17 protein-coding genes are annotated in these 19,012 nt (G+C 56.4%); 13 read left to right on the forward strand and 4 right to left on the reverse strand.

Features of this window, described 5'->3' with window-relative positions; all coding sequences use genetic code 11:
* The 3 genes from flgA to G523_RS0116310 are packed head-to-tail and all read right to left on the reverse strand — an operon-like array spanning window position 1 to window position 2,321.
* A complete protein-coding gene (gene flgA / locus G523_RS20520) occupies window positions 1-768 on the reverse strand; it encodes a flagellar basal body P-ring formation chaperone FlgA (RefSeq protein WP_022696135.1) in 768 nt (255 codons plus the stop codon).
* An 8-nt stretch (window positions 769-776) separates the two neighbouring features.
* Complete coding sequence (gene flgG, locus G523_RS0116305) at window positions 777-1,562, reverse strand: flagellar basal-body rod protein FlgG (RefSeq protein WP_022696136.1); 786 nt, start codon at window positions 1,560-1,562, stop codon at window positions 777-779.
* A 21-nt stretch (window positions 1,563-1,583) separates the two neighbouring features.
* Window positions 1,584-2,321, reverse strand: a complete 738-nt coding sequence (locus G523_RS0116310; RefSeq protein ID WP_022696137.1) for a flagellar hook-basal body protein — start codon at window positions 2,319-2,321, stop codon at window positions 1,584-1,586.
* A 180-nt stretch (window positions 2,322-2,501) separates the two neighbouring features.
* Between G523_RS0116310 and G523_RS0116315 the strand changes: the two genes are divergently transcribed.
* The 7 genes from G523_RS0116315 (at window position 2,502) to G523_RS0116345 (ending at window position 11,393) form a co-directional block, all read left to right on the forward strand.
* A complete protein-coding gene (locus tag G523_RS0116315; RefSeq protein ID WP_022696138.1) occupies window positions 2,502-3,173 on the forward strand; it encodes a flagellar basal body-associated FliL family protein in 672 nt (223 codons plus the stop codon).
* An 8-nt stretch (window positions 3,174-3,181) separates the two neighbouring features.
* A complete protein-coding gene (fliM, locus tag G523_RS0116320) occupies window positions 3,182-4,360 on the forward strand; it encodes a flagellar motor switch protein FliM (protein ID WP_022696139.1) in 1,179 nt (392 codons plus the stop codon).
* Window positions 4,357-4,644, forward strand: a complete 288-nt coding sequence (locus G523_RS19765) for a DUF6468 domain-containing protein (RefSeq protein ID WP_022696140.1) — start codon at window positions 4,357-4,359, stop codon at window positions 4,642-4,644. The genes fliM and G523_RS19765 overlap by 4 nt, the downstream gene beginning before the upstream one ends.
* A gap of 2 nt (window positions 4,645-4,646) precedes the next feature.
* Window positions 4,647-5,336: a MotE family protein gene (locus G523_RS0116330; RefSeq protein ID WP_022696141.1), complete on the forward strand. Its 690-nt coding sequence runs from the start codon at window positions 4,647-4,649 to the stop codon at window positions 5,334-5,336.
* A complete protein-coding gene (locus G523_RS0116335) occupies window positions 5,326-8,742 on the forward strand; it encodes a tetratricopeptide repeat protein (protein ID WP_155802862.1) in 3,417 nt (1,138 codons plus the stop codon). Before G523_RS0116330 ends, G523_RS0116335 begins: the two co-directional genes overlap by 11 nt.
* A gap of 67 nt (window positions 8,743-8,809) precedes the next feature.
* On the forward strand, window positions 8,810-9,232 hold the full coding sequence (locus G523_RS0116340; RefSeq protein WP_022696143.1) for a DUF2946 family protein: 423 nt from the start codon (window positions 8,810-8,812) through the stop codon (window positions 9,230-9,232).
* 64 nt (window positions 9,233-9,296) lie between these two features.
* The gene (locus tag G523_RS0116345) at window positions 9,297-11,393 is read left to right on the forward strand and encodes a TonB-dependent receptor (RefSeq protein WP_022696144.1); all 2,097 of its coding nucleotides are present in this window, start codon (window positions 9,297-9,299) and stop codon (window positions 11,391-11,393) included.
* A 141-nt stretch (window positions 11,394-11,534) separates the two neighbouring features.
* Here the strand turns inward: G523_RS0116345 and G523_RS0116350 are convergent, their stop codons facing one another.
* Entirely contained in the window at window positions 11,535-12,341 is an 807-nt protein-coding gene (locus G523_RS0116350; RefSeq protein WP_027441838.1) for a PhoH family protein, read from the reverse strand.
* A gap of 290 nt (window positions 12,342-12,631) precedes the next feature.
* On the opposite strand from G523_RS0116350, the gene G523_RS0116355 reads away from it, so the two are divergent.
* From G523_RS0116355 to ftsZ, 6 genes are all read left to right on the forward strand, one after another.
* Complete coding sequence (locus tag G523_RS0116355; RefSeq protein WP_022696146.1) at window positions 12,632-13,159, forward strand: gamma carbonic anhydrase family protein; 528 nt, start codon at window positions 12,632-12,634, stop codon at window positions 13,157-13,159.
* A 93-nt stretch (window positions 13,160-13,252) separates the two neighbouring features.
* Entirely contained in the window at window positions 13,253-14,152 is a 900-nt protein-coding gene (locus tag G523_RS0116360; RefSeq protein ID WP_022696147.1) for a hypothetical protein, read from the forward strand.
* Between the two features lie 126 nt (window positions 14,153-14,278).
* Entirely contained in the window at window positions 14,279-15,190 is a 912-nt protein-coding gene (locus G523_RS0116365; protein WP_022696148.1) for a D-alanine--D-alanine ligase, read from the forward strand.
* Window positions 15,178-16,095 carry a cell division protein FtsQ/DivIB gene (locus G523_RS20525; protein ID WP_022696149.1) on the forward strand — a complete coding sequence of 306 codons (918 nt, stop codon included), beginning with the start codon at window positions 15,178-15,180 and terminating at the stop codon, window positions 16,093-16,095. Before G523_RS0116365 ends, G523_RS20525 begins: the two co-directional genes overlap by 13 nt.
* Window positions 16,095-17,402, forward strand: coding sequence for a cell division protein FtsA (gene ftsA / locus G523_RS0116375; protein WP_022696150.1), 1,308 nt, complete (start codon window positions 16,095-16,097; stop codon window positions 17,400-17,402). The genes G523_RS20525 and ftsA overlap by 1 nt, the downstream gene beginning before the upstream one ends.
* Before the next feature lie 90 nt (window positions 17,403-17,492).
* Window positions 17,493-19,004 carry a cell division protein FtsZ gene (ftsZ, locus tag G523_RS19775; protein WP_022696151.1) on the forward strand — a complete coding sequence of 504 codons (1,512 nt, stop codon included), beginning with the start codon at window positions 17,493-17,495 and terminating at the stop codon, window positions 19,002-19,004.
* Window positions 19,005-19,012 lie beyond the last annotated feature (8 nt).

Raw genomic sequence — 19,012 nt, forward strand, 5'->3', positions numbered from 1 at the left:
TTAGCCTTCCTGTGAGAAGAGTGAGCCGACGCGTGCTTCGCCCGGTCCCCAGGCGATTGCGTCCATTGAACGGTTGGATTGAAGGTTCTGTACGCGAACCGGTTCGCCTTCGGCGGCATCATTGAGGGCGCGTGCGCTGACAACGAGGCGCAGTGCGCCTCGCTGATAAACCAACTGGATAGGATCACCCTGACGGACAACTGAGACAGGGCGAATGTCACGCATGGCAATCGGTTGACCGGCGCGGATTGTGCGGGTTGCTTCCATGCCATCCAACACGTGAGCGGCGCGGATCAGACCCTGAATTCGACGGTTCGGGTTCATCGCTTCATAGCTGATCATGTCTGGCGTGATTGCATCGCCGCGCCGCGCATCTGTGATCAGCATAGGGACCTCGTTTTCCGCCGGTTCATCTTGGTAAATGACGGGTATTGGTTCAGCCTGTTGCGGTGTGGCTGCAACCGGTTGCGGTGTCGCCACGGCATTTGCGGACCGCGTCACCCAGACCATCTCGCCATCAGGCAGATCGATCGGAAATCCAGCCGCAGCTGCCTGCGCTTCAATAAATTCAGATGCGAGCGGAAGGCGCTGGCCGGGCAGGGGCGCCGCTGCAATCTGGCGGTCGCCGGGGGTGCCCGTTACGTTGGAAACATCGCTAAGGCGTACCCAGTCGCCCGAAATGACAACGTCTTCGGCAGCGACAGATTGTGTCAGCGCGAGGCCTGTCAGTGCGAGTGAGGCGAAGAGGGTGCGGCTTAGCTTAGTCATGGATCACCTTAGCGGAGCTGGCTTGTGACGCCGAGCATTTCGTCAGCCGTTGTAATGACCTTTGAGTTCATCTCGTAAGCACGCTGTGCGACGATCAGAGCGCTGATCTCGTTCACGGCGTTGACGTTGGATGTTTCAAGGAAGCCCTGAAGAACGGTGCCGAAACCGACTGCGCCCGGGGGAGCAATGTTTGCGGGGCCGGAAGACGGGGTTTCGAGGAACAGGTTGTCACCAATCGCATCAAGGCCTGCTGGATTGATGAAGCGGGCCAGATCGATCTGGCCGAGCTCCTGATACTCCACTTCGCCAGCAATACGGACCTGAACCATACCAACTGCGCTGATGGCAACGTCGACCGCTTCTTCAGGTATCGCGATGCCTGGTGAAACGACAAAGCCGTCTTCGGTCACGAGCTGGCCATCCGGGCTAACAGAAAAGTTGCCTGCGCGGGTGTAAGACTGTGTGCCATCCGGATTCTGGATGACGAAATAACCTTCGCCCTGAATCGCGAGGTCGTAATCATTTTCGGTCTGCGTCACGTTACCTTGTTCGGTAATGCGATAAACGGAGCCGGCTTTTACACCCGTACCGACCTGAACACCGGTTGGTACAATTGTGCCGCCATCTGATGAGGTGACCCCCATCCGCTCGACATTCATATAGAGCAGATCCTGAAATTCAGCGCGCTGGCGTTTGAAGCCAGTCGTGTTCATGTTGGCAATGTTGTTCGAAATGACTTCAACATTGAGCTGTTGAGCCTGCATGCCGGTCGCGGCTGTGCTGAGTGCGCGCATCACATCACCTTAAAATACTTATTACTGAGCGGAGCCCAGCTTGTTGATTGCGGTTTTGCGAAGCTCGTCTGCGTCTTTTACGAGGCGGCTTGCTGAGGTGTAGGCCCGAGAGATTTCGATCATCCGGGTGACTTCAAGAATGGCGTTGACGTTGGATTGCTCCACAACACCCTGCTGCACTTTTGGCAGCTCCACAGCTTCTGCTTGTTGGTCTCCAGGAGACCAGAGGTTACTTCCAATCTTCTCTAACGCACCTGGTGTTTCGAACCCGTAAACACCAAGACGTCCGATTTCGATATTTCCCTGACGGATAATGCCAGTGTCGCTCACGGTCGGCGGGCCGCCTTCCGGATCGAACACCATTTCATTGCCGGCATCATCCAGAACAAGCGCGCCTTCATGCGTCACAAGTCTGGAAAGTTCATCAAGCGCAAATTGTCCGTCGCGCGTGTAATAAGTCTCGCCGCCCACCCTGACCGAGAAAAAGGCGTTCGCTTCTTCGATACCAAAATCAAGAGAGTTGCCTGTCGGGCGTAGCGTGCCGGTCGTCATATCCCGCTGCATCCGGCCAACGGATGTAAAGCGGATATCTTCCGGCGTATCGTTTGCGTGAGACGGGCGCTCGATGATCAGATCGTTAAGAGCGACCTCCGCCTTGAAGCCGGCCGTGTTCATATTCGCAAGATTGTTGGCCACCACGTCCATCCGGCGACGGAGGGATTGTTGGGTGTTAATGCCGACAAGAAGCGTATTGTCCATGAAAAAATACCAGCCCACTTTGGTTCAGGCCGAAGATAATCCCTTCAAGGTTAACGCTTTCCTGCGATCCAATAACCAAAATACGAACTGTAATTAGGCCGGTAAAAACTTCCTATCTCCACGCTTCCTTAACCAAGCTGGGTCATTTTTGCCGAGTTGATCAACAAGGACTCTGGAACCATGGCCGACGATATCGAAGGTGAAATGGACGGTGAAACCGACATTGATGGTGTCGGCGAAGGTGGCACGAAAAAGAAGAAGATGTCTGGTAAGACGCTGATTCTTTTTATTGTTTTGCCTGCCCTGCTGATTCTTGGCGGTGGCGGCGGTGCCGCGATGATGCTGTTTGGTGGCGGATCTGCAGAGGCTGCAGCATCTGAACCGCCTGCCGATTCTCATGGCGAATCAGATGATCACGGTTCAGATGATGGTCATGGTGAAGGCGGCGACGATCATGGATCGGACGACGGCCATGGCGAATCCACTGTCGGCCATGCAACAGAATCAGATGGCAATGGCGCGGTTATCCAGATTGGCGCGCCGGGTAATCCGTCTTTCTACACGCTTCCAGACCTTATCGTGACTGTGAATGCCGGTGGCGGACGTCGCTCCCAGCTCCTGCTCAAGCTGACGCTCGAAGCAAATGACCCTGCTGTGTTTGACAGTCTGGATGCTTATCTGCCGCGCATTACAGACCAGTTCCAGATGTTCCTGCGTGAAATGCGTATTGACGATCTGAGCGGATCAGCCGGTGACTATCGTATCCGCCGCGAACTTCTGCGCCGCGTGAATATGAGCGTTTATCCTGAAACTATCGATGCCGTGCTCATCGAGGAATTTATTGTTCAATAGGCCTTAGTATGTCTGACGATAAAACAGATGAAGAACTGGCCGCAGAATGGGCTGCGGAACTTGAGGCTGACGACGCTGCCAATGGCGGCGGCGATGACGATATGGGCGACGACTTTGCCGCCGAATGGGAAGCATCGCTCGCCAACGAAGAAGAAGAAGCGAAGACCAATCTCGCGACTGCTGTCATTGGTAATGGTCAGACCACAGAACGCATTCTCAACCAGGATGAGATCGACAGTCTTCTCGGCTTCTCTCTTGATGATGAAGACGCAGACGATACATCCGGTATTCGGGCGATCATCAACTCAGCAATGGTGTCTTATGAGCGTCTTCCGATGCTCGAGGTCGTCTTTGACCGTCTCGTCCGTCTTCTCACGACCAGCCTTCGGAATTTCACGTCTGACAACGTCGAGGTCTCACTCGATGCGATTACATCGATCCGTTTTGGCGACTATCTGAACTCTATCCCGCTTCCGGCGATCCTGTCCGTCTTCCGCGCAAAGCAGCTCGATAACTTCGGCCTGCTGACCGTCGATTCCAACCTGATTTATTCCATCGTGGACGTTCTTCTGGGTGGTCGTCGCGGCACGGTGGCGATGCGTATTGAGGGACGTCCTTATACGACCATTGAACGCTCTCTGGTGACGCGTCTTGTCGAAGTGATCCTGCAGGATGCGAAACAGGCGTTTGCGCCGCTGACGGAAGTTGATTTCGAACTCGACCGTATCGAGACGAACCCGCGTTTTGCGGCAATCGCGCGTCCTGCAAACGCGGCGATCCTCGTCAAACTGCGCATCGACATGGAAGATCGCGGCGGTCGCGCCGAGCTTCTCATGCCGTATGCGACGCTCGAGCCGATCCGTAAAATGCTTCTCCAGAACTTCATGGGCGAGAAATTCGGCCGTGATAACATCTGGGAAAGCCACCTCGCATCCGAGCTCTGGGCCGCTAAAATAGAAGTTCAGACCGTGCTCGATGAAATGCAGGTGCCGCTGAAGAAGATGCTCGATCTCGAGGTCGGCGACACAATCTTCCTGAATGCAGCGCCCGATTCAAAAGTGCAGCTTAAATGCGGTGACATTCGCCTGACAGATGGACGCGTGGGCCGAATGGGCCACAAAGTTGCTGTACGGGTTGAGAGCCCGATCTCTGATCGAGCCAAAGCGAGCGTGCTGAAAGAACAATGAGCGATTACGGACTCTTCGTAGAAATCGGCCTCGCAGTGCTGCTGCTGTTAACCATCGTTTATTGCTGGCGGCTGGATCAGCGCCTTAACCAGCTGCGCAAAGGCAATGACGGTATGATTGAAGCCGCGCGCGAGCTGGCAGAGACCATCGCGCAGGCTGAAATGGCCGTGCAGGGGCTCCGTAAATCGGCAACCGAAACCGGCAAAGAGCTTCAGTCTCGTATTGATGAGGCACGCTCTCTTTCGAATTCACTTCAGCGTGGCCCGACGCGCAGGGGGTATTGATCATGGCTAAGTCTCAGGTCCGGCTTCTTCCGGTGATTGGCATTTTTGCAGCGTGTGCTTTCGCGATTAAAGCAGTGTCCATCGCGGAAGCCGCTGGCGAAGCGACGGCCAATGCGCAGGCCGCCTCGGCTCAGGCTCAGCAGGCTCAACAAAACCAGCCCGTCCCGGCACCTGAGACGACTGAAACCACTGCCCCGGCTGAAAGCGAGACCTGTCCGGCGCCTGATCTTCTGGCTGAGCAGGCAGGCCTCTCTCAATATGAAATTCAGGTTCTGCGGTCTCTGTCGGAACGACGTGAGCGCCTTGAAGCACGCGAAGCTACGCTTGATACCCGTGAAATGACGATCTCTGCGGCTGAGGCCCGTCTCGACGACCAGATCGCTGAGCTGGAGCGTCTTGAGAATAGCATTGCAGGTCTGTTGAATACGCTGGACGAGCAGAACGAAGCGCAGCTCGCGTCTCTTGTGACGATTTATGAGAGCATGCGGTCTGATGATGCCGCCCGTATTTTCAATACACTGGATGATGGGCTAATGCTTGAGCTGGCGCACCGTATGAAGCCGGCACCAATGGCGGCAATCCTCGCGGACATGGATCAGGATCGTGCGCGTACACTGACGACGCTCATGGCGACCCGTTCTGAACCTCCTGAGACACTGGCTGATCTGGAGGCGCGTACGAATGCCCCTTAAGGGGTCCTTCCTCTCTACTGCGTCACTCATTTGCTTAGGCGCAGCATCACTGACCGGCCATTCGGCCTGGGCACAGGGAAGGGCTTTGTCTCTCGATACGGCTCAGCAGGCCGGATATGCCCGGATTATCGCAAGCTGGGCGGATGGAGATGAAGACAATCCAGATATTTCTGCGCGTATGGCGGGGCCGGTGCTCATCCTTCGCTTTGATGAACCCGTCGACCTCGATCTGGACGCGCTGCGCGAAGAGCTTCCGTCGCACATTGCTGTCGCCCGACTGAGTGAAGACGGTCGCGAGGCGCGCATCGCTCTGGCGCGGGAATATCGCGTGCACATGTCAGAATCGATTGATCTCACATCCATCGATCTGGTGTCTGAAAGTATGACAAGCGACCCGCCGGATGTGGTTTCGCCTTTGGTTGCTGTCTATGAAGCCCGTGCAGAAGAGCGCGCCGCCGCTGCAGAAGCTGCGCGGATTGCTGCGCTTCCGCCGCCGCTTGATGTAACGGTGCGCGGCTCTGAAGGGCTCGACTTTACTACGCTGGCATTCTACTGGCCGCAGCTGGTCGGCTATGAGATGGAGACGACCGACGAGGGTGTTCGCCTCACCTTCGACCGACGTGCCAATGCAGACCTTTCCCGCACGCGGGTAGATCCACCTCGCGGCCTTCTCGGCATTGAGGCTGAGAATACAGAAGAGACGTGGATCGTAGATCTCGACCTGTCTGAAGGCTTCTGGGCCAATGCGGTTGCGGCAGATGATGCTGTGCTCGTGCGTTTCCGCGAAGGCTCTCCGCCGCCTGAAACACCAGAAGAAGATGTTGTGCTGCCGGAGGCGCTTGCTGCGCTCGCGGCTGAACTGCCGCCTGCCAACTATCTCGCCCCGCCAAGCCGTAAGCCATATGAGGAAAGCCCTCTTCTGGCCATGGTGAGCGAAGATGGAGATGATGCTGGCACAGCCGCTGATGACGACGCACAGCGCGAAGAGGATATCGCCTCCCAGCTTATGGCGGAGGTGCCGATCACACCGCCGCGCGTCTGGACTGAGGCTTTGCCGCGATCTGGTGTTGTCGACGTTGATGGGTCCCTTTCGGGTGGCGTCATCCAGCTAGAGCTGAACTTCGCCAATCAGGTGCCTGCAACTGTATTCCGCCGGAATAATGTTCTGTGGTTGGCATTCCCTGCGAATGGTCATTTCGACCTGAATGGCATCCAGCAAGCGACTGGCGTTCGCGTTGATGAAGTGACGTCCGAGACGGGCATGGCTATTCGCCTCTTCCTCGCGCGCGAGCGTCTGGTGCGGATTACATCCAGCGGCCGGACCTGGGCGATTGAAGCAGGCGGACCGGGCGAACTCGCAGCACGCCGCATTCAGCCGACACGTACGGCGCACTCTGGTGGGTCCGGTATTCTGGCTGTAGTGCCGGATGCGGGCACGGTGTTCTCTCTGGCTGACCCGGAAATCGGTGACCAGCTGGTGTTTGTGCCCGCCTTCAACCCCGCAACCTCTATGGTGCAGGAGCTTTCTTTCGTAGAAGCCGCGTTCCCTGAAACGCTGCACGGCCTCGTTGTTGTGCCGCGTGCAGATGATCTGAACTTCATCCAGCGCGAAGACAATGTGCTGATTGGCCGTGAGGATGGTCTGGCGCTCTCCAGCTGGGGCGTTGATTCCCAGTATACGGGTGGTCAGACGCTGACGCCGGGCTTCCTCGATGTGGCTGCATGGCGTCATGGCGATCTTGGCAGCTTCTGGGAAAACTATTCAGTTTATTCACGCGCTGCGGCTGCTGCTGATCCTGAAGAATGGTCCGGCCAGTCTGCGCTTCTTGAGCTTGCGCGTTTCCTCCTTGCCTGGGAGCTTGCAGCAGAGGCTTACGGCCCACTGGAAGTGGCGCGGGCAGGCGATGGTCTTCTGGGGCAGGACGCGCAATGGCTCACTATGAAAGGTGCGGCCGACGTGATGATGGGCCGCTATCTTGCAGCCGTTGAGACGCTGGATCACTCCCGCACGCGCGGCGATGCTGCGGCCAATGCCTGGCTCGGTCTTGCGCTCACCGAACTTGGTGATTGGCGCCGTGCCCGTGAGGCGTTCATTGCAGCTGACCCTATGCTCAACGCGCACTCGTCTGAATGGGCAGGTCGTTTCCACGCGGCCGCTGCACGCGCCATGATACGCATGGGCGACGGCGCGGCGGCTGAACGACACGCAGCGGCGGCGAACCGCAGCGGCGACTCGACAGCAGAAGGCCATGCCCGCCTGACGCTTGGCGAACTGGCGATTGCAGACGAGCGATATGCCGACGCGGCGACAATCTTCGAGCAGTTGATGAACCATCGCAGCCCGAATGTTCGAGTGCGCGCTGAGCTGGCTCACATCCAGCTCGCGCTCGAGCAGGGGGACATGTCTTATCTGGAAGCGAGTGACCGGCTTGATGCACTGCGCTTCCGCTGGCGCGGCGATGCGCTGGAACTGGAAATCGTGGCTGAGCTGGCCAAAGCCTATTTTGAGCTCGGTCAGTATCGAGAAGCGCTTGTTTTGGCACAGAACTTTGCCGAGGACTTCCCTGATTTGCCGGGCTCCCGCGAGCTACGCATTACGCTGATGGAGTTCTTTGAGGATCTGTATCTGCGCGGTCAGGCAGATAATCTCGACCCGATCTCATCTCTCGCGCTGTTCTATGAGTTCCGCGATCTGACGCCGATTGGCCCGGATGGTGACCGTATGGTGCGCATGCTGGCGAACCGTCTCGTTGATTTTGACCTGCTTGATCCGGCTACCGAGCTTCTCTCCTATCAGGTCGAGAACCGGAACCTGATCGGCATAGGCCGTGCGCAAATCGCGGCTGATCTGGCGTCTATCTACCTACTGGATCGCCGTCCCGAGCAGGCTCTGCAAACGCTGAATGCGTCGCGCGTTCCGGGCCTGAGTGACGAGCTTCGTATTGAGCGCCGTCTGCTGGAGGCTGCGGCTCATATGGAATTGCAGCGCTTTGGCCATGCGATCGAGCTTTTGGAGCCGTTGGATGACCAGCGCGCGCTGGACTTGTTAGCAGAAGTTCACTGGCGCTCACGCACATGGGGTGCAGCGGGCCGCGCGCTTCAACGCACGCTGCCGCCGCCAGGCTCACGCCTGACGCAGGCGCAAATCCAGACAGCTGTTCGCGCCGCCGTCGCCTATCGCCTTGATTCCAACTATGATGGCCTTGCGAGCCTGCGTAGTGAATATGCCGCGTCTATGGCCGGCACAAATGAGGCCGACACGTTCAATCTGCTCACAGGTAGCAATCAGGTCTCTTCCAGTCGTCTGAGCGACACAGTGCGAGAGCTGGCAGATACCACGACGGCTGATGCCTTCCTTGCAGGGCTACGCGAGCGTTTCAATGCTGGACGTGACGACGCCCTCTAGTAATGGACGTAATAAAGTCGCATTGCCAATCTTACTAAAACGACTTATCCGCAAAAGTGTGAGAGCTTTGTCTTCCATAGGTGCTGCGCTTAATGCCGCGTTTGCTTTCGTCCTGACGCTAAGTCTTGTCGCTCGGGCGATTGTGCCTGACGGCTATATGCTGGCCCAGGACGAGCAGGGCGCGATGACGATGCAAATCTGTACCGCAGGTATGGAGATGCGTTACGTCAGCGTCGATCCGGCAACTGGCCTATGGGTAGAAAGCGATGCAGGCGGGCATATTCCGTCTGAATCTCACGATGGTGACGGGTCAGAGGTCTGTGAATTCTCTATCCTGACATCCGTAGCTGACGCGCCTTCTGACAACGCCATTGCCCTTCCGGTCGCGTTCGGCCTGCCGATGCTTGGGAGCTCGATCTACATTGCTGCGAGCCATGTAAGACCGGTTCTTCCGCCTCTGCCTGCTCGAGGTCCCCCGACACACGTCTGATTTTTCGAACAAATCCAAATGACGTTTTGAGCGCACCCGAAGAGGTGCGCCGGGGAAATTATAAATGAGTACGAAAATGATTTACGGCGCCAGTCTTGCGGCGCTGCTGGCCGCGGCTGATCCGGCATTTGCGCAGCATGAAGCGCCTGCGCTTCAGGATGTCGTGATTGTCACCGGGCACCATGAATATGACGAAACCGAAATTGGGGTTTCGCCTGACTATATGCCGACAGAGGGCGCAGACATCACGCGTCTGATCGCGCGAACTCCGGGTGCAGCCCGTATTGGCAATGGGGAGCTCTCGGGGCAGGTCCAGTATAGGGGGATGTTCGGAGAACGCCTGAACCTGCGCGTAGATGGTCAGCACTTCGGCTCGGGCGGGCCAAACCTCATGGATCCAGCATTCCATTATGCGCCTGCGCCGCTGGTTCGTCGAATCGTGATTGATCGCGGTGTCAGCCCGGTGAGCGAGGGGCCTGGCCTTGGCGGCGGCGCGGATGCCGTGTTCAAACGGGTAGATTACTCTGGTGATGCTGCACCGACATTGGCTTATGATTTGTCCGCTGGCTATCGCACGGCTGACAGCAGCTATTCTTATGGCGGTGTTGCAGGACTTTCTACCGATAGCTGGCGTTTAAATCTGCTCGGCTCATATGAAGATGGTGATGACCTCGAGTATGGCGATGGCACAATAGGCGGCACGTCCTATACGCGCGCGGTTCTTGGCGCTTCAGGCGGTGTTCGCTTTGGGGCACATGAGGTCAGTGCGGATATTCGTCGACATGAAGCCGGTCCGGCGGGCAATCCGCCATTCCCGATGGATATTCGCTACATGGATACCGACTTCGCGAAAGCGCGATATCTCGGCGAGTTTGACCTATTCACGCTGGAAGCAAATTTGGGATCGGTGAGCGTCGCACACGCGATGAATAATTTCGATCTGCGTCCGGCACCGGCATCACCCATGATGTGGCGGGAAACCCCAGCCTATGCTGACACGACCACCGGCGATGTGTCTGCCAGTTTCAATCAATGGGGCGGTCGCCTTGAACTTGGTCTGGATGCATACCGCGCTGAGCACAGCGCGACGATTACGAATCCGAACAATTCTAATTTCTTCGTTGCAGCGATTCCCGATGCCGAAGTTGAACGTTTCGGAATGTTTGCGGAATGGCGGGGCGCTGTAGGCTCTTTAAATTCAGAGCTTGGCCTGCGTGTGGACCGCCATACCTCGGATGTGGGTGAGGCTTCAGTCGGGTCTGCTTTGCCTCCTGCTCCTGGCATGCTTGCCATGGCGTACAACGGTGTTGATCGTAGTTTTGAGGATACGGGTGTTGATGCCGTTGCGCGTTTCTTCACAGATGAACGCGATGGCTTTGTATGGCGCTTCACGCTGGCACACAAAACTCATGCGCCGACCTATTTGCAGCGCTATGGCTGGATGCCAATCCCGGCAAGTGGCGGCCTGGCTGATGGCAACACTTATGTCGGCAATCTCGATCTTGAGCTCGAACGGGCACTGATCGCTGAAGTGGGATTCGATTATCTCGGCGACCGTTTCTATGCGCGGCCGACGGTGTATACCCGTCAGGTGAGCAATTTCGTACAGGGCGGGCCGTTTGATAGCACGCCGGGCGTTATTGATACGCCACAAGAAATGATCTCGAACATGAATGGCGACCCGACACCTTTGCGTTGGGCTAATGTTGATGCCGAGTTCTACGGTCTGGATATGGACTTCGGGTATGACTTTGAAGGTCCGCTCCGTTTTGATGGCGTTCTTAACTATGTGCGCGGCAAACGCGGAGACGTCGACGACAACCTCTATCGCATAGCTCCCCCCAACCTCACAGGCGCGTTGACCTGGCAGGAGCATATGTGGTCGGCCTCAATGGAGGTGCGTGCGGTCGCTGAGCAGGACGAAGTCTCGGCGACCAACAGCGAGCAGCCAACTTCGGGTTATGTCACTTTGGGCCTGTTTGCCGACTGGCATATGACCCAAAGCGTCCACGTCAGTGTGGGGGTCGAGAATCTGTTTGACCACGTCTATCGCGATCACCTGTCCGGCTATAACCGGAATTCCGGATCCGACGTCACCGTTGGCACCCGTCTGCCCGGGGCAGGGCGCAGCGCGTTTGTTCGTATCGGAATTGTTGGCTGAACTCCGTAACAGCCAGCATAGGCGCGCCTTCGTCCTGTTCCCCAACCTATGCCAGATTGCCCTCAGGACGGGCGCGCCGAAAAACGAAACCCCGCCAGTTATTGGCGGGGTTTCTGCGTATGTTGAGAGAGTGTTTGGAGGTTAGAGGGTGTCGAGCATCTGCGCGACGAGCGGGTGGCGAACCACATCCTCGGCTTGCAGGCGAACGACGGCGACATCCGACATGGCTTCAAGCTTGTCTGCGGCTTTAGCCAGTCCGGAAATTTCGGGAAGAAGGTCTGACTGGGCAGGGTCACCTGTCACAACCATTGTGGAGTGCCAGCCCAGACGGGTAAGCAGCATTTTCAGCTGTGTGTAGGTGCAGTTTTGCGCCTCATCGACGACAACAAAGGCATTGTTGAGCGTCCGTCCGCGCATGAAGCCGATCGGTGCGATCTCGATTACACCTTCAGCCAGCATGTCTTTCAGCTGTTTCGGTGAAAGACGGTCCGATAACGCGTCATAGAGAGGGCGCAGGTATGGCGCGAGCTTGTCTTCCATTGCGCCTGGCAGGAAGCCGATCTGCTCGCCAGCTTCAACAGCAGGTCGGGCAAGGACAATCCGGCCCACTTCGCTTTTCTGCAGGGCTTCAACGGCTTTGGTGATCGCCAGATAGGTTTTGCCCGTACCAGCAGGGCCGAGCGCGCAGATGAGGTTGTGTCCGTCTATGGCTTTCATCAGCTCGGCCTGACCTTCAGATCTTGGTTTTACATTCTTGGTGTAGCGCTGCTCGCGCTGTGGTTCTTTTGGCTTCCGGTTCCATGATCGGCCCCGCTCTTCGTCGTCCGGGGACCAGCCGCCATCAATGGCGTACAGGCCTTTGGAGTTGTTCCGGGCTTCGTCGTCGAAATAGGCTTCCGTGTTGAATTCGGCATTGCGAATTTTGCGGACTGCAGTTCGTTTACCCATGGTACTCTCCTTGGCTTTGCACAAAGAAAAACGCCGCAGGCCTGTGGGCGCTGCGGCGTTCGAAAAAAGCGGGAAAAGAAGCGGCGGCTGCTGCCGCTCGAGTGTCCGGGCCGGGCCCGTCTGGCAAGGCAAATAATGCTGCCACATGCACCTCTTCTGACTGGTGCGAAGATCGGCTTGAGAGCGAATCTCCGCGAATCCTTAGACAAGTCCACCATACAACAGTTAATAGATATACAAGACGCGTTTTACTGCGAATTTTGTGTGAATACTGAATGGGGAAGTTGAATATGGCGATCTATGACCTTGGAGATAAACAGGTTTCTACGCCGGGTGATGGCAAGTACTGGGTTGCAGACAATGCCACAGTACTAGGCAGCGTAGTGCTTAAAGAAGGTGCAAGTGTCTGGTTTAACGTCGTCATTCGGGGTGACAACGACCCGATTACCATTGGCGAGAACTCCAATGTGCAAGACGGAAGCGTACTGCATACAGATGCGGGCGTGCCACTGACCATCGGGAAGAATGTAACCGTTGGTCATATGGCGATGCTGCACGGCTGTACGATTGGTGACAATTCGCTCATCGGTATTGGTGCGACTGTTCTGAACCGCGCGAAGATTGGCAAGAACTGCATTATCGGTGCACACGCGCTCATTCCTGAGGGCAAAGAAATTCCTGACAATTCACTTGTTATGGGCGCGCCGGGTAAGGTCATTCGTCAGGTTGATGAAGGCGGCGAACAAATGCTGACGGCTTCAGCGCTCCATTATGTCGAGAACTGGAAGCGCTACGTCACCGGATTGAAAAAAGTGTAACGTCGTAACAGTACGGGTTAAGAATTTGACGTGATTTCTTAACGCTTTGTTTGTCCGCCATTCCTATCCTGTAGATGGATGGGATGAATACAGATGAGCTTCTGGAATATTGCGCAGCAGAATGCGGGTTACCTTTTGGTAGACGGTGCATTCAGCCTCCTCAAGGACAGTGAGGACAGCAGTATCGAAAGTCTGCCTGAGCAGCCGGGCGTTGTTGTACAACGCTTCGACGCAAGGCTCTTTCATGCCGCTGACACGCGCAATCTCCGGAAGCTCACACAGTCTAACACGAATCCGCGGTGCTCGAGCTGGTATAATGAGCTTGTGCGAAATGCCGAATTCGATGTGCCAGAGCTCTGCGACTTTTCTCTGCATATTGCCGAAGCGCCGTTCGGGCGTCGTGAACTGGCTGAGTGCCTGACGATGAATTTGTCGTCATTCTGGCGCCGTATAGAGGGAGACCAGACCGGTCACTATCAGAACCGCGCATCGGATATCTGGCAGCGCATGATGCTGACGCATCGTGAGCTTATTGAGGAAGGCGGCAGTCAGGCGCTTCATGTGGACCCGGTTAGGTGGGGCGGAGCGTCCTGGGTGTCAGGCCCCGGCATTCTGATCGTGCAGGACCGGCATGATGATGTCATCTTTATCGACAGTACTGCTGACATTCCTGCGCAATATATCATGCATGCAAGGCGTACCCAGCTTTCAACATTGCGCCAGCGCATTGGTGAGCGGTTCCTCAATATGCCATTGCGAACTTCGGCGACCGGTGCGCAGGCTTTCACCGAGAGTGGAGAACTGGAAGTCTCTTCATTTCTGCGATCGTGTCGTGTTTCTTTCTTCCCGATACTAATTGGTCGCGCGGAGGTCTGCGAAGACCTGATCGAGCGTTTGCGTCCGGAACTTAATGACTTCACCGGCGCCAGACCGTTTGAGCGCCGCCGCGAGTTTCACCGGCCGACCCACCGGAAGCATCGCATCTGGGGCTAAGTCCTGAAAAGCGGGAATTGTCGGTCAAATAGGTGTAAACCTCTTCCCAAATTCCGCGAATTCGCCTCAGGCTTGCCTGAATTGGCGGGAGAATACCCTTCAGTAGTGTCAGTCAGGAGAGCGCAGATGAAACGCGTCGCAGTAGTGTATGGCGGTTGGTCCTCAGAGCGGGACGTTTCTATTTCGTCGGGCACGGCTATGGCGAAGGCTGCGCGGGAGACCGGCAGATACGACGTCATCGAAATTGACGCGACGCGCGAGTTGGCGCAGCAACTGAAAGATGCTGCACCGGATGTGGTCCTGAACGGCCTGCATGGCCCTGGCGGCGAGGATGGTTGTGTTCAGGGTCTGTTTGAGGTTCTGGGCATTCCTTACACGCATTGTGGTGTGGCGGCGTCCGCTGTTGCAATGGACAAGCGCAAGTCGAAAGCTGTGTATGCGCAGAACGACATCGAAATCGCGAAAGACGTGAAAGTCACGCGTGCGGAAGCGTCTGCTGAGCACCCGCTTGAGCCGCCATATGTGATCAAGCCAATTGCGGAAGGGTCCAGTTTTGGCGTTGTGATGGTGAAAAAAGGGACCAATGCACCAGCCGATATTCTGATGTCTGAAAGCTGGACTTACGGCGATAATCTCATGGCTGAGGAGTTCATTCCGGGCCGCGAACTTTCGGTCGGAGTCATGGGTGATCGCGCTTTATGTGTTACCGAGATCGTAACGTTAAGAGAGTTTTACGATTTTGACGCAAAATATGCGAGTGGGGGATCGCGCCATGTGGTGCCGGCTGACCTGCCCGAGGATGTGACGAGACGTGCGCTTGAAGCCAGTCTCAAAGCACACCAGGCGCTGGGCTGTCGCGGTGTGACGCGATCCGACTTTCGTTATGACGACGAGAGAGACCGGCTCGTGATTTTGGAAACCAATACACAGCCAGGCATGACGCCAACCTCTCTCGTCCCCGAACAGGCGGCTCATCTGGGAATTTCCTTCCCGGAATTGGTCGAGTGGATGATTGAGGATGCATCATGCCCCAGGTGAAGGGTGGCGATAAGAAGCAAGGTGGCCGTCAGGGCGGTGGTAGTGGACGAGGAAAGAGCAGCGGAAGTCGCACAAGCGGCGGTCGCGCCTCGAATACACCTGCGCGCGATGCGGTCGCCAAGCAGTCGGCTGATGTCGGCTCTGTCTTTATGGGCATCTTTTTTCTCGTCGCCATTCTCATCGGTGCAGCGGCGTGGATGGGCAATTCCATTTCTGTTGTTGAGGACAAAGCCAACGAGATCGCTGACGGTGTCGCGAAGACGTTCGGCTTTTCGGTTCAGACAATCCATGTCGTTGATGATGTGAACCCTGATCAGGAGCGCCGTATTCTGGATGCCTTGGGCGTCGTTCAGGGTGACAATATGTTTCGCGCTGATCCGCATCAGCTGAAAGAGCGTCTGGACGATTTGCCGGGGTTCGGTGGCATCCAAGTGCACCGGTTCTGGCCAGACCAGATTACAGTCGTTGCAACCCCGTTGGAAGCTTCGGTTCTTTATCGTGATGATCAGACAGGCAATGTCGTTCCGGTTCACATGACAGGCGAAATCGCTGACGAGGTTAGCCAGACGGCGCTTTATCACACAATTCAGGGCGCAGGTGCACTAGAGGCTTATCCGGTTCTGCACAGTGAACTTCAGGATTTTCCAACGATAGACACGCGCCTCGATTATGCAGAGCGCCGGGGCGAGCGTCGCTGGGATCTTGTGATGGTGTCCGGCACACGCGTGAAACTGCCATCCGGTGATGCGCGAGGCGAGGCGCTGGCTGTGCTGGCGGCGCTGCAGCGTGAGACGGGCGTTCTGGACCGTCAGGTAGAAATGATTGATCTGCGCGATCCTGCGCGGGTTTACGTAAGACGACGTCAGCTCGAAGCAGGGCTCGCTGGCGTGGAAAGGGCAGGTTAATGTCGAGCCTCGATCAGAGACTGATAGCGGGAAACGTTCCGAAGGTCCGCAAAGCCGGTCAGGTGGTTGCGACGCTTGATCTTGGTGCGACCAAGATTGCCTGCCTTATCGTCCGTACAACCGATCCGTCTCAGGGCGGTTTCGAGCTGCTGGGCTATGGCCAGCAGTCCAGCCGAGGCCTGAAAAACGGCACGGTTATCGACGTTGAGGGTCTTGAGCGGTCCATCCGTCTGGCCGTCGCCGATGCCGAGCGCATGGCTGGGCAGCAAGTGAGTTCTGTACGTCTGGCTATTTCCGGCCCGAGCATGAAGACCCAGCGCGTGAAAGCAAACATCGAAATGGATGGTCGCGAGATCACCCAGAAGGATGTGATGAAGCTTCTGAACCGCGCTCTTGAAAGCGGTCAGAACGAAAAGCAGAAAATCCTCCACGCCATCCCGTTCTCTTACATCGTAGACGGCAATGATGGTGTGCGTGACCCGCGCGGCATGTTCGCAGAAGACCTCGGCGTTGTGATGAACCTCGTCACCATGCCGGATGCGACTTACAAGAACATCGTACTCTGCGTGTCTCGCGCGCATCTTGAAGTCGAGAGCGCGTCCTCTGGCGCGGTTATGAGCGCTGAAGCTGTGCTCGTTGATGACGAGATGGATAATGGCGTTGTCTGCCTTGATATGGGCGGCGGATCTACGGGTGTTACCGTTTATCTCGATGGTAGCCTGGCTTTCATGGAAACGCTGCAGGTCGGTGGCAATCATGTTACTTCCGACATCGCCCAGGGTATTGGGACAACCTTGCCGGCAGCCGAGCGTATCAAAACACTGAACGGCGCTGTTATGGCGACGGAAACAGCGCGCAAGGAAATCATTGATGCGCCGCGTATCGGTGATGAAGGTCGCCTTGAAGCGGCTGAAATGTCCCGCGGTGATCTGGTTCAGGTGATCGAGCCGCGTATGGAAGAAACATTTGAGCTGATTTCCCAAACGCTCTCCAAGTCTGGTCTTGGCGGACGTCTCCCGCGCCGGGTTGTTCTGACGGGTGGCGCAAGCGAGCTGCCGGGTGTTCGTGATCTGGCGTCTAAGATTCTTGCAATGCAGGCTCGCCTCGCACGCCCTGTTAAGGCTGCACAGCTTGGCGACGACTGCGCGCGACCAACTTTTGCGACGGCTGCCGGTCTTCTGACTTTTGATCATACCCGCGGCGGTGATCCGAAGGCGGCAAAAAAGACACCTAAGATTAACAGCGAAAAGTCAGGCGAAACAGGCATCTTTGGAAAAGCTGTCGAATGGTTAAAGGAAAACTTTTAACTTTTTCTCGCTTCGTTAACGCTGAATTAAGCCTGCTAAACGACCATTAACCCAATTTCCGGGATTTTTGTGTTCGATAGGGCAAGTCATATGAGTTTAGATTTACAGCCTCGGATCGTAGTGTTTGGCGTCGGCGGTGCTGGCGGAAATGCGGTCGATAATATGATTAAAGCGCAGCTTCAGGGCGTTGAGTTCGTTGTTGCGAACACGGACGCACAGGCGCTGGCGCGTTCATCCTGCGAACACAAAATCCAGCTGGGGCTCGAAACGACCTCAGGTCTCGGTGCTGGCGCTCGTCCGGAAGTCGGCACAGCTGCAGCCGAAGAATCCATCGAAGAAATTAACCTTCACCTCGACGGTGCGCACATGGTGTTCATCGCGGCTGGCATGGGCGGCGGTACCGGTACTGGCTCTGCGCCAGTTATCGCACGCATGGCTCGCGAGCGCGGTATCCTGACAGTTGGCGTTGTGACCAAGCCGTTCGGATTTGAAGGCAAACGCCGCATGAACCTTGCCGAGCAAGGTCTGGAAGACATCAAGCAACACGTCGACACTCTGATCATTATTCCGAACCAGAATCTGTTCCGCGTTGCGAACGAGCAGACAACATTTGCTGACGCCTTCCAAATGGCAGACCGCGTTCTGTATTCTGGTGTTCGTGGTATTACAGACCTCATGGTTATGCCAGGCCTTATCAATCTCGACTTTGCTGACGTTCGTACCGTTATGGCGGAAATGGGCGCAGCGATGATGGGCACAGGCGAAAGCGCTGGCGAGAGCCGTGCGCTCGAGGCCGCTCAAGCCGCTGTCGCGAATCCGCTTCTCGACGACATTTCGCTGAAAGGCGCGAAAGGCGTTCTGATCAACATCACTGGCGGCTACGACATGACGCTGTACGAAGTTGACGAAGCGGCTAATGAGATCCGTAATCTCGTCGACCCTGAAGCGAACATCATTCTTGGGTCCACATTCGACGAGAATATCGAAGGCAAAATGCGCGTATCTGTTGTTGCAACAGGTATCGACGATGAAGCACCTGCAGCGAAGCCTGCGGAAAGCATTTCTGGCTTTGCATCATCTCTCAACCAGCGCCCGGCACCTGCTGAAAAGCCAGCTCCGGCTCCGGAAGTTGTTGCTGAAACGGCAGAAGTTGAAGCGCCTAAGCCATCCATCGTCGTGTCTGAGCCAGCTAAAGCTGTTGAAGCACCTGTCGAAGAAAAAGTTGTCGCTGAAACTGCACCTGAACCAGCTGAAGAAAAGCCGGTTCGCCGTGGTAAAGTCGTCGGACGTATCGATGACACTGCGCCATACGATTATGAAGTGGGCGCTTCCTCCTATGGTCAGGACCGTGTGCGCGCGGAAGACATTTTCGGCAAAAGCCACAAGAATGACGGCCGTCGCTCTTCAGAGACAGACCGGTCTATCGAACAACGCACAAGCGGCCTTCACAACCTCTTCGGTTGGCGCCGTCCTTCAGGCGAAACAGATGCGCCGTTTGAAGATGTGAATGACACATCAAACGACTCAATGGGGCGCGGCATGCCAGCAGATGATTCCGATCTGGAAATCCCGGCATTCCTGCGACGCTCGGCGAACAATTAAGAGCTAAC

The sequence above is a fragment of the Ponticaulis koreensis DSM 19734 genome (genome assembly GCF_000420665.1).
GTDB classification, from domain to species: domain Bacteria; phylum Pseudomonadota; class Alphaproteobacteria; order Caulobacterales; family Hyphomonadaceae; genus Ponticaulis; species Ponticaulis koreensis.

Coding starts and splice junctions, on each gene's coding strand:
- flgA (WP_022696135.1), bottom strand. CDS start 768: ATGACTAAGCTAAGCCGCACCCTCTTCGCCTCACTCGCACTGACAGGC.
- flgG (WP_022696136.1), bottom strand. CDS start 1,562: ATGCGCGCACTCAGCACAGCCGCGACCGGCATGCAGGCTCAACAGCTC.
- G523_RS0116310 (WP_022696137.1), bottom strand. CDS start 2,321: ATGGACAATACGCTTCTTGTCGGCATTAACACCCAACAATCCCTCCGT.
- G523_RS0116315 (WP_022696138.1), top strand. CDS start 2,502: ATGGCCGACGATATCGAAGGTGAAATGGACGGTGAAACCGACATTGAT.
- fliM (WP_022696139.1), top strand. CDS start 3,182: ATGTCTGACGATAAAACAGATGAAGAACTGGCCGCAGAATGGGCTGCG.
- G523_RS19765 (WP_022696140.1), top strand. CDS start 4,357: ATGAGCGATTACGGACTCTTCGTAGAAATCGGCCTCGCAGTGCTGCTG.
- G523_RS0116330 (WP_022696141.1), top strand. CDS start 4,647: ATGGCTAAGTCTCAGGTCCGGCTTCTTCCGGTGATTGGCATTTTTGCA.
- G523_RS0116335 (WP_155802862.1), top strand. CDS start 5,326: ATGCCCCTTAAGGGGTCCTTCCTCTCTACTGCGTCACTCATTTGCTTA.
- G523_RS0116345 (WP_022696144.1), top strand. CDS start 9,297: ATGAGTACGAAAATGATTTACGGCGCCAGTCTTGCGGCGCTGCTGGCC.
- G523_RS0116350 (WP_027441838.1), bottom strand. CDS start 12,341: ATGGGTAAACGAACTGCAGTCCGCAAAATTCGCAATGCCGAATTCAAC.
- G523_RS0116355 (WP_022696146.1), top strand. CDS start 12,632: ATGGCGATCTATGACCTTGGAGATAAACAGGTTTCTACGCCGGGTGAT.
- G523_RS0116360 (WP_022696147.1), top strand. CDS start 13,253: ATGAGCTTCTGGAATATTGCGCAGCAGAATGCGGGTTACCTTTTGGTA.
- G523_RS0116365 (WP_022696148.1), top strand. CDS start 14,279: ATGAAACGCGTCGCAGTAGTGTATGGCGGTTGGTCCTCAGAGCGGGAC.
- G523_RS20525 (WP_022696149.1), top strand. CDS start 15,178: ATGCCCCAGGTGAAGGGTGGCGATAAGAAGCAAGGTGGCCGTCAGGGC.
- ftsA (WP_022696150.1), top strand. CDS start 16,095: ATGTCGAGCCTCGATCAGAGACTGATAGCGGGAAACGTTCCGAAGGTC.
- ftsZ (WP_022696151.1), top strand. CDS start 17,493: ATGAGTTTAGATTTACAGCCTCGGATCGTAGTGTTTGGCGTCGGCGGT.